This window comes from Burkholderia diffusa, from assembly GCF_001718315.1.
Lineage (GTDB): Bacteria > Pseudomonadota > Gammaproteobacteria > Burkholderiales > Burkholderiaceae > Burkholderia > Burkholderia diffusa_B.
The window spans coordinates 540,698-555,145 of sequence record NZ_CP013363.1; the positions used below are offsets into that span (position 1 = coordinate 540,698).

The 14,448-nt window shown below is 67.8% G+C and carries 11 protein-coding genes; 10 read left to right on the forward strand and 1 reads right to left on the reverse strand.

Annotated features, from left to right (window positions below):
• Positions 1-237 precede the first annotated feature (237 nt).
• The 10 genes from WI26_RS17895 to WI26_RS17940 all read left to right on the forward strand — a co-directional run bounded on the left by WI26_RS17895 (position 238) and on the right by WI26_RS17940 (position 13,053).
• On the forward strand, positions 238-1,611 hold the full coding sequence (locus WI26_RS17895) for an undecaprenyl-phosphate glucose phosphotransferase (RefSeq protein ID WP_059466724.1): 1,374 nt from the start codon (positions 238-240) through the stop codon (positions 1,609-1,611).
• A gap of 70 nt (positions 1,612-1,681) precedes the next feature.
• Positions 1,682-3,097 carry a UDP-glucose dehydrogenase family protein gene (locus WI26_RS17900; protein WP_060188961.1) on the forward strand — a complete coding sequence of 472 codons (1,416 nt, stop codon included), beginning with the start codon at positions 1,682-1,684 and terminating at the stop codon, positions 3,095-3,097.
• Between the two features lie 39 nt (positions 3,098-3,136).
• Positions 3,137-3,580, forward strand: coding sequence for a low molecular weight protein-tyrosine-phosphatase (locus WI26_RS17905; protein WP_069226706.1), 444 nt, complete (start codon positions 3,137-3,139; stop codon positions 3,578-3,580).
• Complete coding sequence (locus WI26_RS17910; protein WP_059510068.1) at positions 3,574-4,752, forward strand: polysaccharide biosynthesis/export family protein; 1,179 nt, start codon at positions 3,574-3,576, stop codon at positions 4,750-4,752. Before WI26_RS17905 ends, WI26_RS17910 begins: the two co-directional genes overlap by 7 nt.
• A gap of 50 nt (positions 4,753-4,802) precedes the next feature.
• Entirely contained in the window at positions 4,803-7,028 is a 2,226-nt protein-coding gene (locus tag WI26_RS17915) for a polysaccharide biosynthesis tyrosine autokinase (protein ID WP_069226707.1), read from the forward strand.
• 61 nt (positions 7,029-7,089) lie between these two features.
• The gene (locus WI26_RS17920) at positions 7,090-8,049 is read left to right on the forward strand and encodes a glycosyltransferase family 2 protein (protein ID WP_069226708.1); all 960 of its coding nucleotides are present in this window, start codon (positions 7,090-7,092) and stop codon (positions 8,047-8,049) included.
• A gap of 43 nt (positions 8,050-8,092) precedes the next feature.
• Positions 8,093-9,229 carry a glycosyltransferase family 4 protein gene (locus WI26_RS17925; RefSeq protein WP_059595266.1) on the forward strand — a complete coding sequence of 379 codons (1,137 nt, stop codon included), beginning with the start codon at positions 8,093-8,095 and terminating at the stop codon, positions 9,227-9,229.
• 10 nt (positions 9,230-9,239) lie between these two features.
• Positions 9,240-10,706 (forward strand): glucose-6-phosphate isomerase, encoded by a 1,467-nt coding sequence (locus WI26_RS17930; RefSeq protein ID WP_059466541.1) that lies wholly within the window; start codon positions 9,240-9,242, stop codon positions 10,704-10,706.
• Entirely contained in the window at positions 10,703-11,887 is a 1,185-nt protein-coding gene (locus tag WI26_RS17935) for a glycosyltransferase family 4 protein (protein ID WP_059466540.1), read from the forward strand. The genes WI26_RS17930 and WI26_RS17935 overlap by 4 nt, the downstream gene beginning before the upstream one ends.
• Positions 11,887-13,053 (forward strand): glycosyltransferase family 4 protein, encoded by a 1,167-nt coding sequence (locus WI26_RS17940; RefSeq protein WP_060188958.1) that lies wholly within the window; start codon positions 11,887-11,889, stop codon positions 13,051-13,053. Before WI26_RS17935 ends, WI26_RS17940 begins: the two co-directional genes overlap by 1 nt.
• Positions 13,054-13,200: 147 nt before the next feature.
• Here the strand turns inward: WI26_RS17940 and WI26_RS17945 are convergent, their stop codons facing one another.
• Positions 13,201-14,433, reverse strand: coding sequence for an MFS transporter (locus WI26_RS17945; protein ID WP_069226709.1), 1,233 nt, complete (start codon positions 14,431-14,433; stop codon positions 13,201-13,203).
• Positions 14,434-14,448 lie beyond the last annotated feature (15 nt).

The following is a 14,448-nucleotide window of genomic DNA, read 5'->3' on the forward strand; positions in this document are numbered from 1 at the left end:
TGCGGGGAACCGTAAAGTTGCTGAAAAAATCCCGGTTCGCGATCAATTCGGGAAAACGTGCCGATTTAATTCAAGAATGTCGCGGCAAGAATTTCCGATTATTTTTCGAAATACTTGTGCGCTTGAGGGGCGATTTTCTTGCCGCTTCAATAGCGTCATGCAACGTTTGAATCGAAGGTGCGGCACGGGCTGCACGAGGAGCTGTTCGGCAAACGCCTGTTCAAAGAGGAAGCGGACATGTTGAGCGTGCTGGCGAGAGTCATCGATATCGCGATGGTCGTGTTGGGGGCGTTGATCGCCGCCGCGCTGCACGGCGGCAGCATCTGGCTCAACGACCTGCAGCGCACGATGGTGCTGTTCGACTGCCTGCTGGTCGTCGTGTTCTTTCCGGCCATCGGCATTTACCAGTCGTGGCGCGGCAAGCGTCTCGTCGGGCTGGTGGGGCGCGTCGCGTTCGCATGGCTGGTGGTCGAGCTCGCGGGCATCCTGATGAGCTTCAGCTTTCATCAGTCGGGCGACCTGTCGCGACTGTGGCTGGGTTACTGGGCGCTCGTGACGATGGCGTTGCTTGCGGGCTCGAAGGCTTGCGTGCACGTCGTGCTGCGACAACTGCGTCGCGGCGGCTACAACCTGAAGGCGGTGGCGATCGTCGGCGGCACGCCGGCGGCGCGGCGGCTGATCGCGCAGATGCGGGCGCGTCCGGAAGCGGGCTTCAACCCGGTGTGCGTGTACGACGAAAGCGAAGCGCCGGGCGAAGTCGCGCTCGACGACGTGCGCATCGAGCGGCAGTTCGAATCGCTGGTGTGGCTGGTGCGCAGCCGCGCGATCAGCGAGCTGTGGCTCACGCTGCCGATCACGGAGGAGCGCCGGATTCACCAGATCGTGACGGTGTTCCGCCACGACTTCGTGAACATCCGTTTCATTCCGGACGTGCGCACGCTGTCGTTCTTCAACCAGGAAGTGGTCGAGGTGCTCGGCGTGCCGGCGATCAACCTCGCGGCGTCGCCGATCACCGACGTGCGAATCCTGCCGAAGTTCGTGTTCGACCGGCTGTTCGCGCTGGCGGCGCTCACCGCGCTCGCGCCGGCGATGGTGCTGATCGCGTGCCTGATCAAGCTCACGTCGCCCGGCCCGGTGTTCTTCCGCCAGAAGCGCAAGGGCATCGACGGGCACGAGTTCGAGATCTACAAGTTCCGCTCGATGAAGGTGCATCAGGAAGTCGCGGGACAGGTCACGCAGGCGACCAAGAACGACACGCGCGTGACGCCGGTCGGCCGCTTCCTGCGCCGCACGAGTCTTGACGAACTGCCGCAGTTCATCAACGTGCTGAAGGGCGAGATGTCGGTCGTGGGCCCGCGGCCTCACGCGCTCGCGCACGACGACATCTACAAGGATCTGGTGAAGGGCTACATGTTCCGCTACCGGATCAAGCCGGGCATCACCGGCTGGGCGCAGATCAACGGCTTTCGCGGCGAGACCGACCAGATCGAGAAGATGATGGGACGCGTGAAGCTCGATCTGTACTACATGCAGAACTGGTCGTTCTGGCTCGACATCAAGATCGTCGTGCTGACGCTCTGGAAAGGCTTCACCGGCAGCAACGCTTACTGACGCGGTTCCATTCCGCGCAGACACCCGGTTTCACGAATTTCGAATCATTGGTCACGAGGTCCGACACATCATGAATCTGACTATCATCGGCAGCGGTTACGTAGGTCTTGTCACCGGTGCCTGTCTCGCCGACATCGGGCACGACGTGTTCTGTCTCGACGTCGATCAGGCGAAGATCGACATCCTGAACAACGGCGGTGTGCCGATCCACGAGCCGGGCCTCAAGGAAGTCATCGCACGCAACCGCGCGGCCGGGCGCCTGCGCTTCTCGACCGACATCGAGGCGGCGGTCGCGCACGGCGACGTGCAGTTCATCGCGGTCGGCACGCCGCCCGACGAGGACGGCTCCGCCGACCTGCAGTACGTGCTCGCGGCGGCGCGCAACATCGGCCGCTACATGAAGGGCTTCAAGGTGATCGTCGACAAGTCGACGGTGCCGGTCGGCACGGCCGAGCGCGTGCGTGCGGCGGTGGCCGAGGAACTCGCGAAGCGCGGCGGCGACGTCCCGATGTTCTCCGTCGTGTCGAATCCGGAGTTCCTGAAGGAAGGCGCGGCGGTCGACGATTTCACGCGGCCGGACCGCATCGTGATCGGCTGCGACGACGACGTGCCGGGCGAGCGCGCGCGCGAGCTGATGAAGAAGCTCTATGCGCCGTTCAACCGCAATCACGAACGCACGCTGTACATGGACGTGCGCTCGGCCGAATTCACGAAATACGCGGCGAACGCGATGCTCGCGACGCGCATCTCGTTCATGAACGAGCTCGCGAACCTGGCCGACCGCTTCGGCGCGGACATCGAGGCGGTGCGCCGCGGGATCGGCTCCGATCCGCGCATCGGCTATCACTTCCTGTATGCGGGCTGCGGCTACGGCGGCTCGTGCTTCCCGAAGGACGTCGAGGCGCTGATCCGCACCGCGGACGAGCACGGCCAGTCGCTGCAGATCCTGAAGGCCGTGTCGTCGGTCAACGCGACGCAAAAGCGCGTGCTCGCCGACAAGATCGTCGCGCGCTTCGGCGAGGACCTCACGGGCCGCACGTTCGCGATCTGGGGTCTCGCGTTCAAGCCGAACACCGACGACATGCGCGAGGCGCCGAGCCGCGAGCTGATCGCCGAGCTGCTGTCGCGCGGCGCGCGCATCGCGGCGTATGACCCGGTCGCGCAGCAGGAAGCGCGCCGTGTGCTCGCGCTCGATCTCGCGGATCACCCGAGCTGGCTCGAGCGCCTCACTTTCGTCGACGACGAGGCACAGGCCGCGCGCGATGCCGACGCGCTCGTGATCGTTACCGAATGGAAGGCGTTCAAGAGCCCGGATTTCGTCGCGCTCGGACGTCAATGGAAATCGCCGGTGATCTTCGACGGCCGCAACCTGTACGAGCCGGAGACGATGAGCGAGCAGGGCATCGAATACCACCCGATCGGCCGCCCCGGCTCGCGTCAGGCCGTCGCCGCCCGCGTGCCGGGCGCCGCGCGCGCGAACGCGTAACCGCGCGTCGCCGCTACCCGTAACCCGACTCGAGACGCCATGTTCCGGAACATCCTGATCGTCTGTCACGCGAACGTCTGCCGCAGCCCGGCGGCGGAATTGCTGTTCAAGTCGCACACGGCGTCGCGTGGCGGCCCGCGCGTGACGTTCCACTCCGCCGGCGTGCGTGCGAACGATGGCGACGGCATCGATCCGGTGATGCGCCAACTGCTCGCCGAGCGCGGCGTCGATGCAACGAAGCACCGGTCGCGGCGCCTGTCGCGCCGGATCGTGCGCGACGCCGACCTGATTCTCGTCAGCGAGCGCGAACAGATCAGGGCCGTCGAATCGGTCGATCCGTTCGCGCGCGGCAAGGTCCACCTGCTGGGCAAGTGGGAGGACGCCGAGATCTCGGATCCGCATGGCGGCCCCGAGGCCGACTATCGCGAGAGCTACTCATTGATCGAACGTCTGGTTCAAGGATGGCTGCAAAAACTATGCTGAAACGTCCCATGCGCCCGCTGGCGCTCGCCGTCGCGATGACGACCTTCCTGTCGGCCTGCGCGACCGCGCCCGGCAACTATCTCGACTCGTCGAACCTGAAGGACGACGGCCGGCAGGGCCAGGCCGAAACCTATCCGGTTCATTACATCGACGCGAAGCTGGTGATGGATCAGCTGCAGAAGCAGCAGGTCGAACACCCGCTGCCGCCGGGCCGTTACAGCGATCCGTCGCAGTACGTCTACCGCATCGGCCCGCAGGACATCCTCGGCGTCACCGTGTGGGACCACCCCGAGCTGACGACGCCGCAAGGCCAGTCGTTCTCGAGCGGCGGCAACACGACGCAGACGATCGCGGGCGCGCTGCAGCAGCCGTATTCGTCGTCGCTGCCGGGCCAGGCCGATCCGTACGGCCAGACCGTGGCCGCCGACGGCACGATCTTCTTCCCGTTCGTCGGCCGCATCCACGTGGCGGGCAAGACGATCGCGCAGACGCGCGACGAGCTGGCCACGCGCCTTGCGCGCTACGTGAAGAATCCGCAGCTCGATGTGCGCGTGCTGTCGTTCCGCAGCCAGAAGGTGCAGGTGACGGGCGAGGTGAAGACGCCGGGCCCGCTCGCGATGAGCGACGTGCCGCTGACGCTCGTCGACGCGATCTCGCGCTCGGGCGGCTCGACCGCCGAGGCCGACCTGCAGCGCGTGCGCCTGACGCGTGACGGCAAGCTCTACACGCTCGACGCGAACGGCGTGCTCGACCGCGGCGAAGTGAAGCAGAACGTGATGCTGCAACAGGGCGACATCGTCAACGTGCCGGACCGCAGCGACAGTCGCGTGTTCATCATGGGCGAGGTCAAGACGCCGGTCACCGTGCCGATGCTCAAGGGCAGGCTGACCATCGCCGACGCGCTGACGGCCGGCGGCGGCATTCTCGACACCGATGCGAATCCGCGCAAGATCTACGTGATGCGCGGGATGCGTGACAACCCGACGAAGCCGGAAGTGTTCCGTCTCGACATGACGCAGCCGGATGCGCTGATGCTGTCGAGCCGCTTCCCGCTGCAGCCGCTCGACGTCGTCTACGTCAGCACGGCCAGCTCGGTGCAGTTCAACCGTGTGCTGCAGCAGGTGCTGCCGACGATCCAGACGATCTTCTACATGCGGCAAATCACGCGCTGATAGCCCGCCGGGGCGGCGCCTCCGCCCCGGCACCACTCAAGCGGGAACGAATGGTGAACACGCAAGCAAAACACGCCTACGCGGATCTGACCGCGAAAACCGAGGAAGAGGACGTTGTCCTCGGCCAGCTGCTCCAGGTGCTGATGGACGACATCTGGCTGCTGCTCGGCATCGCGGTGACCGTCATCGCGCTCGCCGGCCTCTACTGCTATATCGCGAAGCCGGTGTACCAGGCCGACGTGCACGTGCGGGTCGAGAGCAACGACAACACGTCGCAGGCGCTTACGCAGACGCAGACGGGCGCGACGATCAACAGCGGGCCGCAACAGGCGCAGACCGACGCGGAAATCGAGATCATCAAGAGCCGCGGCGTCGTCGCGCCGGTCGTCGAGCAGTTCAAGCTGAACTTCTCGGTCGTACCGAAGACGATTCCGCTGATCGGCAGCCTCGCCGCACGCGTCGCGACGCCGGGCGAGCCGTCGCGCGCGTGGTTCGGCCTGCGGTCGTACGCGTGGGGCGGCGAAGTTGCCGACATCGACACGATCAGTGTCGTGCCTGCGCTCGAAGGCAAGAAGATGACGCTGACGGCCGGCCCGAACGGCACCTACACGCTGGTCGACCCGAACGGCAACCGCCTGCTGTCGGGCCGGGTCGGCGAATCGGAGCAGGGCGGCGGCGTCACGCTGCTCGTGCAGAAGCTCGTCGCCCGCCCGGGTACGCAGTTCACCGTGGTTCGCTACAACGATCTCGACGCGATCACCGGCTTCCAGTCGGGTATCCAGGTGACCGAGCAGGGCAAGCAGACGGGCGTCGTGCAGATTTCGCTCGAAGGCAAGGACCCGGACCAGACCGCCGCGATCGCGAACGCGCTCGCGCAGTCGTACCTGAACCAGCACGTGGTCGCGAAGCAGGCCGAAGCGACCAAGATGCTCGCCTTCCTGAAGGGCGAGGAGCCGCGCCTGAAGTCGGATCTCGAGCGCGCGGAAGCCGCGCTGACGCAGTATCAGCGCACGTCCGGCTCGATCAACGCGAGCGACGAGGCCAAGGTCTACCTCGAAGGCAGCGTGCAGTACGAGCAGCAGATAGCGGCCCAGCGCCTGCAGCTCGCGTCGCTCGCGCAGCGCTTCACCGATTCGCACCCGATGGTGATCGCCGCGAAGCAGCAGCTCGCGGAGCTGCAGGGCGAGAAGGACAAGTTCAGCAACCGCTTCCGCAGCCTGCCGGCGACCGAAGTGAAGGCCGTCCAGCTCCAGCGCGACGCGAAGGTCGCCGAGGACATCTACGTGCTGCTGCTGAACCGCGTGCAGGAGCTGTCGGTGCAGAAGGCCGGCACGGGCGGCAACATCCACCTCGTCGATTCGGCGCTGCGCCCGGGCGATCCGGTCAAGCCGAAGAAGGTGCTGATCCTGTCGGCCGCGGTATTCCTCGGGCTGATCCTCGGTACCGGCATCGTGTTCCTGCGCCGCAACCTGTTCCAGGGCATCGAGGATCCGGATCGCGTGGAGCGCACGTTCAACCTGCCGCTGTACGGGCTGGTGCCGCAAAGCACCGAGCAGGTGAAGCTCGACGCCATGGCCGAGAAGGGCGGCGGCCGCGCGCGGCCGATCCTCGCGAGCCTGCGTCCGAAGGACCTGAGCGTCGAAAGCATGCGCAGTCTGCGCACCGCGATGCAGTTCGCGATGATGGACGCGAAGAATCGCGTGATCGTGCTGACCGGCCCGACGCCGGGTATCGGCAAGAGCTTCCTGACGGTCAACCTCGCGGTGCTGCTCGCGCATTCGGGCAAGCGCGTGCTGCTGATCGACGCCGACATGCGCCGCGGGATGCTCGACCGCTACTTCGGCCTCACCGTGCAGCCGGGCCTGTCCGAATTGCTGAGCGATCAGTCGCCCCTCGAGGAGGCGATCCGCGAGACGCCGGTGCAGGGCCTGTCGTTCATCTCGGCCGGCACGCGCCCGCCGAACCCGTCGGAGCTGCTGATGTCGACGCGCCTGCCGCAATACCTCGAAGGGCTCGGCAAGCGCTACGACGTCGTGCTGATCGACTCGCCGCCGGTGCTGGCGGTGACCGACGCGACCATCATCGGGCGCATGGCCGGCGCGACCTTCCTCGTGCTGCGCTCGGGCATGCATACCGAAGGCGAGATCGCCGACGCGATCAAGCGCCTGCGTACCGCGGGCGTCGATCTGGAAGGCGGGATCTTCAACGGCGTGCCGCCGAAGGCGCGCGGCTACGGCCGCGGCTATGCGGCCGTCCACGAATACCTGAGCGCCTGACGGCATTGCACGAAACCGGGCCGGCCGCGCAGCGCCGTCCCGGCCGACTGGAGAACCTTCGATGAAAATTTCCGTGCTCGTTCCGACCTATCGGCGTCCCGCCGACCTCGCGCGCTGCCTGCTGGCGCTGCAGCGCCAGCAGCGGCTGCCCGACGAGGTGATCGTCGTCGCGCGCCCGGAGGACGATGCCACGCACGAGCGCCTCGCCGATCCGTCGGTCGGCGGCACGCTGCCGCTGCGGATCGTGCCGGTCGACGTGCCGGGACAGGTTGCCGCGTTGAACAAGGGACTCGACTCGGCGAACGGTGACATCGTCGCGATCACCGACGACGACGCGGCGCCGCGCCCCGACTGGCTCGCGCGCGTCGAAGCCGTGTTCCTGGCCGATCCGCGTGTCGGCGCGGTCGGCGGCCGCGACTGGGTGCACGAGAAGGGCCGCGTGCTCGACGAGTCGCGCGAGCTCGTCGGCCAGCTCACGCTGTCCGGCAAGATCATCGGCAACCATCATCTGGGCGTCGGCGGCGCGCGCGAAGTCGACATGCTCAAGGGCGCGAACATGAGCTATCGCCGCGCCGCGATCGAACGTCTGCGCTTCGACACGCGGCTGCGCGGCGCCGGCGCGCAGGTGCACAACGACATGGGTTTCAGCATGCAGGTGCAGCGCGAAGGCTGGAAGCTCGTCTACGACCCGGCGATCGCGGTCGATCATTTTCCGGCCGAGCGTTTCGACGACGACCGGCGCGACGCCGCATCGCTGAATGCGATCAGCAACGGCGCGTACAACCTGCACCTGATCCTGCGCGAGCATCTGCCGCCGGTGCGGCGCGAGATCGCGTGGTGGTGGTGGGCGCTGATCGGCACGCGCGTCTATCCGGGCTTCGCGCACCTGCTGCTGTCGCTGCATACCGCGCGGCGCGACCGCGTGCGCGAGCACTGGCGCGCGGTGCGCCGCGGCGCACGCGACGCGCGTCGCGCCGACCTTGCCCCCCATCGTGCGGCGATGCCGCCGGTGACGTCTTGAACGGGCTGCGCGCACGACGCGCGGCCATCCCCGGAGGGCTTGCATGAATTCCACGAAGGTTCACGTCCACCTGTTCTACGGCGCCGATCCGCGTACTTACCGGAAAGGCGAGAACATCGGCTGCCTGTACGGCTATCACCACGCGGAATCCGACGAATTTCGGCTGACCTATTCGCAGGACCGGCGTGAGAACCGCATCGCGAGCCTTGCGCGCCGTGCGCTGAAGGCGGCGCTCGGCTTCGACGTCGTGCATGCGTGGCGCAATCGCGCCGCGCTGTTGAGCACCGACGTGATCTGGACGCACACCGAGCAGGAGCATCTCGCCGCCGCGCTGATCCTGAAGCTCGCCGGCGCGCAAGGCAAGCGCCCGCTGCTGCTCGCGCAGAGCGTGTGGCTGTTCGACAAGTGGAACACGTTCGGCGCCCCGCGCCGCTGGCTGTACCGCAAGCTGCTCGCGCGCGCCGACGCGCTGACGACGCTCGCCCGCGACAACGCCGAGCTGTGCCGCCGCTTTCTCGGGCGCGAAGCCGAGTTCGTCTACTACGGGCTGAACACGCAGGACTTCCCGCCGACGGAGCCGCGGCAGTGGCAGCCGAACCGGCCGCTGCGGATCGCCGCGATCGGCAACGACCGCGATCGCGACTGGCGCACGTTCCTCGCCGCGTTCGGCGGCGACGAGCGCTACGACGTGCGGCTCGCGACGCGCCGGCGCGTGCCGCGAGAGTGGCATGCGCCGAACGTGAAGATCGGCTCGGCCTCGGGCCTCGCGAAGCAGCACGAGCTGTATGCATGGGCCGACGTGATCGTCGTGCCGCTGCGGCCGAACTTCCACGCGTCGGGCATCACCGTGATGCTCGAGGCGGCGGCGGTCGGCAAGCCGATGATCGTGTCCGACGTCGGCGGGCTCAGCGACTACTTCCCGCACGACACGGCCGCGTACGTGCCGGCGTTCGATATCGCGGCGATGCGCGAGGCCGCCGATCGCTTCGCCGCCGATCCGGCCGCCGCGCTCGAATGCGCGCGCGCCGCGGCCGCGTGCCTGCGCGAGCGCGACCTGACCACGCAGGCGTTCGCCGAACAGCACGTGCGGATCACGCGCGACATGCTGCGCCGTCGCCGCACGCCCGCGGCGACGGGTCTCGCGATGCCGCTCGCGGATTCGCGTCCGTCGTCGCAGTGAGAGCGGATCGATGAGTACGATTGCCGCCGAACGCGCGCCGTCGCGCAGCCGCAGCCGGTTACCCGAGCCGAAGCACTGGGTCGGGCAGGCCGGGCTGTGGACGTTTACCGCCGCGCTGATCGCCATTCACCAGGGCAAGGTGCTGACGCTCGCATTTCCGGTGCTGGCCATCGCGGTCGGCATCTGGCTGTATTTCAAGAGCCCGGCGCGCTACGTCGGCTTCATGTGGTGGGTGTGGTTCCTGAGCCCTGAAGTACGGCGTCTCGCCGACTGGTCGAAGGGCGCGTTCACGCCGACGAGCCTGATCCAGGTCGCGCCGCTCGCGGTCACGATGATCGCCGGGTTCGGGCTCCTCAGGCATTACCGCGTGCTCGCGCAGCGGCGCGGGATTCCCGTGCTGCTGATGCTGTTCGGGCTGACGTATGCGTATCTGGTCGGGATCGTGTCGAGCGGCGTGATGGCCGCGACCTACGACCTCGCGAACTGGGTGTACCCGGTACTGATCGGCTTTCACATCATGGTCAACTCGCGCGACTATCCCGAGTACCGCGACGTGCTGTTGTCCACCTTCATGTGGGGCATGCTCGTGATGGGCGTGTACGGAGTCGTGCAGTACTTCGTGATGCCGCAGTGGGACGTGCTGTGGATGATCGGCTCGGACATGGGCTCGCAGGGCGAGCCGGTGCCGTACGGCGTCCGCGTCTTCAGCACGATGAACTCGTCGGGGCCGTTCGCGTTCGCGATCATGGGTGCGCTGGTGTTCGTGTTCGCCGCGCCGCAGAAGGTTCGCTGGTTCGCGGGCGCCGCCGGCTTCGTGTCGTTCGCGCTGTGTCTCGTGCGCTCGACCTGGGGCGGCTGGGTGATCGCGCTCGCGATCCAGCTCGTGCAGTCGAGCAATCGCGTGCGGATGCGCATCCTGATCAGCGGCGTCGTGCTCGTCGGGCTGTGCGTGCCGCTGCTGACCGTCGGGCCGGTGGCCGACCGGCTCGGCGCGCGCCTGCAATCGATCGCGAACCTGAAGGACGACCGCAGCTACGACGATCGCAACAAGTTCTACGCGACCTTCGCGCAAACGGCGTTCACCGACGTCGCCGGCGAGGGGATGGGGGCGACCGGCGCGTCCACCAAGCTGTCGAGCGACAGCGGCGAGCTCGGCAAGTACGGCAGCTTCGACAGCGGCGTGATGAACGTGCCGTTCGTGCTCGGCTGGCCCGGCACGCTGCTGTACCTGTCGGGCGTCGTGATGCTGCTCGCCCGCACGCTGCGCGCGGCGTTCAAGCTGCGCAAGGACAAGTTCGTGGGCGCATGCCTGAGCCTGTGCCTGTCGGTGTTCGCGATGCTCGTGTTCACGAACTCGCTGATCGGCACGGGCGGCCTGCTGCTGTTCACGGCCATTTTTTCGATACTATCCGCGGCGCACTGGCAGAAGGCGCAGCGCCTGCTGGCCGCCGCGCGTTCACGGGGAGGCGACCATTGAGAATCGCGATCGTCACGCACGTCGTGCGACATAACGACGGGCAGGGCCGCGTCAACTACGAAATCGCGCGCGCGGCGCTGGCTGAAAACTACGAGGTCACGCTGGTCGCGTCGCATGTCGCGCCCGAGCTGCTGGCCGACCCGCGCGTGCGCTGGGTGCCGGTGAAGGTCGGCGGCTTCTGGCCGTCGAATCTCGTCAAGCAGCAGGTGTTCGCGCTGAAGAGCGCATGGTGGCTGCGCGCGCATCGCAGCGAGTACGACGTGCTGCACGTGAACGGCTTCATTTCGTGGATCAGGGCCGACGTGAACACCGCGCACTTCGTGCACGGCGGCTGGTTCAAGAGCCCGTATTACCCGTTCGGGCTGACGAAGGGGCTGTGGTCGGCCTACCAGTACGTCTACACCCGCGTGAATACGGCGCTCGAGCGCTGGGCGTACCGGCGTTCGCGCGCGATCACGGCCGTGTCGCAGAAGGTGGCCGACGAGATCGCTGGGCTCGGCATCGACAGCCGCAAGATCAGCGTGATCTACAACGGCGTCGACGCCGGCGCGTTCGCGGATGCGCAGGCCGATCGCGCGGCGTTCAAGCTGCCGGACGATGCGTTCCTGCTGCTGTTCGTCGGCGACCTGCGTACGCCACGCAAGAATCTCGGCACCGTGCTGAAGGCGCTGACGAAGCTGCCGGCGAACGTCCATCTCGCGGTGGCCGGCTATCTGCCCGGCAGCCCGTATCCGGACGAGGCGCGCGCGCTCGGCATCGATTCGCGCGTGCATTTCCTCGGCCTCGTGAAGAACATGCCGACGCTGATGCGCTCGGTCGACGCATACGTGTTTCCGTCGCGCTACGAAGCGATGAGCCTGTCGTTGCTGGAAGCGATGGCGGCCGGGTTGCCGGTCGTCACCGCGCGCACCGCCGGCGGCGCGGAAATCATCACGCGCGACTGCGGGATCGTGCTGGAGGACCCCGACGATCCGGCCGCGCTCGCGCAGGCGATCGGCGCGCTCGCGGCGTCGCGCGACACCTGCCGCGCGATGGGCGACGCGGCCCGCGAACTGATGACCCGTTTCGGCTGGGCCCACATGGGCGCCCAGTATGTCGCGCTCTACCGGCGCATCGGCCAACCCTCGCAGCCGTCCGCCTTCGAGCGGGTCGAGCATGCGGTTACGCAGGAGCAGTCGTAATGTCCCAATCTTCCCGGCCGATCAAATCGTTGCAGATCGGCATGCACTGGTTCCCCGAACGCGCGGGCGGCCTCGACCGGATGTATTACTCGCTCGTCGGCGCGCTGCCCGGTGCGGGCGTCGAGGTGCGCGGGCTCGTCGCCGGCTCGCCGAAGGTCGCCGACGACACGGGCGGTGCGATCCAGGGCTTCGGCCCCGCGTCGCAGCCGCTCGCGCGTCGCATGCTCGCCGCGCGCCGCGCGTTGCGCGACGAGATCCGCAGCGAGCGGCCGGACGTGATTTCGTCGCACTTCGCGCTGTACACGTTTCCGGGCCTCGACGTGACGCGCGGGATTCCGCAGGTGTCGCATTTCCAGGGGCCGTGGGCCGACGAAAGCCAGGTCGAGGGCGCCGCGTCGCTCGGGCAGCGCGCGAAGCGCTATCTCGAGCAGGCCGTCTATACGCGCTCGTCGCGCCTGATCGTGCTGTCGCAGGCGTTCGGCCAGATCCTGACGAACCGCTACGGCATCGATCCGTCGCGCGTGCGCGTGATCCCCGGCTGCGTCGATACCGCGCAGTTCGATACGCCGCTCACGCCGGCCGAGGCGCGGCACAAGCTGCAACTGCCGCAGGACCGGCCGATCGTGCTGGCCGTGCGCCGGCTCGTGCGGCGCATGGGGCTGGAAGACCTGATCGACGCGATCGGGCTCGTCAAGCACCGTCACCCGGACGTGCTGCTGCTGATCGCCGGCAAGGGCAAGATCGGCGAGGAACTGCAGCAGCGCATCGACGACGCGGGGCTGCAGGACAACGTGAAGCTGCTCGGGTTCGTGCCCGACAATCATCTCGCGGCGCTGTACCGCGCGGCGACGGTCAGCGTCGTGCCGACGGTCGCGCTCGAAGGCTTCGGGTTGATCACGGTCGAATCGCTGGCATCCGGCACGCCGGTGCTGGTGACGCCGGTCGGCGGGCTCCCGGAAGCGGTGGCCGGGTTGTCCAACGACCTCGTGCTGCCGTCGACGGGCGCGGAGGCGATCGCAGAAGGGCTCGGCGGCGCGCTGTCGGGCGCGATCACGCTGCCGGACGAGGCCGCGTGCAAGCGCTATGCGCGCGAACATTTCGACAACGCGGTGATCGCGCGACGCGTCGCCGGCGTGTACGAAGAGGCGATTCAGGCGGCGGGGTGAGCGAACGCGGCACGCCGCCGCGACGGTCGAGCCCGCGCATGGACGTGCGTGGGCTCCGCATGCCGGCCGCCCGTTCCGGGCGAGCCGTTTTTTCGTTCTGCGCGAGCCGCCGCGGCTCGCGCTCCGTGTTCGACACTTCGACACGCATCATGCACGCCTGAGCGTCACGGCCCATACGGCGAATGCCACCACGCTGACCGCCGCGCCGAGCCCGCAGACGCCGATCCATCCGGCGTGCGCATACATCATCGTCGACGCAATCGCGCCAAGCCCGCTGCCGGCCGAATAGAACAGCATGTAGCAGCCGACGAGGCGTGCATGCGCATCGGGCCGCGCGCCGAGGATCATGCTCTGGTTCACGACGTGGACGGCCTGCCCGCCGATGTCGAGCAGCACGATGCCGACGACCAGCAACGCGATCGACGTGCCGGCGAACGCCAGCGGCAGCCACGAGAGCGCGAGCAGTGCGAGCGCGGTACCGGTCGTGGCTTCGCCGAGGCCGCGATCCGCGAGCCGCCCGGCGCGCGCGGCGGCTGCCGCACCCAGCGCGCCGACCAGACCGAATGCACCGATCTGCGTATGCGACATTGCATGCGGCGGCGAGCTCAGCGGCAGCACGAGCGCGCTCCAGAAGATGCTGAACGCCGCGAACAGCAGTAGCGCGATCGCCCCGCGCACACGCAGAACGCGCTCGTTGCGCAGCAGCGTGACCATCGAACCGAGCAGCGCCGCGTAGCCGATGCGCTCGCGCGGCGCGTCTGCATCGGGCAACAGGCGGCCCAGCGCGACCAGCATCGCGACTGCGAGCGCACCCGACACCAGATAAACCGCACGCCAACCCGCGATATCGGTGACGACACCGGCGAGCGAGCGCGCGACGAGCAGGCCGATCACGACACCGCCCTGTGCCGCGCCGACCACGCGACCGCGCTCGCCGGCCCCGGCAAGCGCGGCCGAGCAGGCGATCAGCCCTTGCGTCATCGCTGTGCCGAGCAGCCCGACGGCGACCATGGCCGCCAGCAATGCGATGCGCGTCGACGAAGCGGCCACGCCGATGCATGCCGCGGTCAGCAGCAGAAGTTGAACGGTGATCAGGCGCTTGCGGTTCAGCAGGTCGCCGAGCGGCACGACGAACAGCAGCGCGAGCGCGCAGCCGAGCTGCGTCGCGGTGATGACGCCACCGACCGCCGCCTGCGATACGCCGAAGTCATGTGCGATCGAGTCGAGCAGCGGCTGCGCGTAGTACACGTTCGCGACGCTCGCCGCGCAGCAGACGGCCAGCAGCACGACGAGCACGCCCGACACGCGCGGGTTGTCGACCGGACGCGCGGTGCGAGATGTCGCGTTCGTCGCGACCGTTCCTGAACAGGACGATTCCATGAGGCCAGACGCTCA

Excerpts from the sequence above, each read along its gene's own strand:
- WI26_RS17900 (WP_060188961.1), top strand. The coding sequence starts at position 1,682 with ATGAATCTGACTATCATCGGCAGCGGTTACGTAGGTCTTGTCACCGGT.
- WI26_RS17895 (WP_059466724.1), top strand. The coding sequence starts at position 238 with ATGTTGAGCGTGCTGGCGAGAGTCATCGATATCGCGATGGTCGTGTTG.
- WI26_RS17930 (WP_059466541.1), top strand. The coding sequence starts at position 9,240 with ATGAGTACGATTGCCGCCGAACGCGCGCCGTCGCGCAGCCGCAGCCGG.
- WI26_RS17925 (WP_059595266.1), top strand. The coding sequence starts at position 8,093 with ATGAATTCCACGAAGGTTCACGTCCACCTGTTCTACGGCGCCGATCCG.
- WI26_RS17915 (WP_069226707.1), top strand. The coding sequence starts at position 4,803 with ATGGTGAACACGCAAGCAAAACACGCCTACGCGGATCTGACCGCGAAA.
- WI26_RS17905 (WP_069226706.1), top strand. The coding sequence starts at position 3,137 with ATGTTCCGGAACATCCTGATCGTCTGTCACGCGAACGTCTGCCGCAGC.
- WI26_RS17945 (WP_069226709.1), bottom strand. The coding sequence starts at position 14,433 with ATGGAATCGTCCTGTTCAGGAACGGTCGCGACGAACGCGACATCTCGC.
- WI26_RS17940 (WP_060188958.1), top strand. The coding sequence starts at position 11,887 with ATGTCCCAATCTTCCCGGCCGATCAAATCGTTGCAGATCGGCATGCAC.
- WI26_RS17920 (WP_069226708.1), top strand. The coding sequence starts at position 7,090 with ATGAAAATTTCCGTGCTCGTTCCGACCTATCGGCGTCCCGCCGACCTC.
- WI26_RS17910 (WP_059510068.1), top strand. The coding sequence starts at position 3,574 with ATGCTGAAACGTCCCATGCGCCCGCTGGCGCTCGCCGTCGCGATGACG.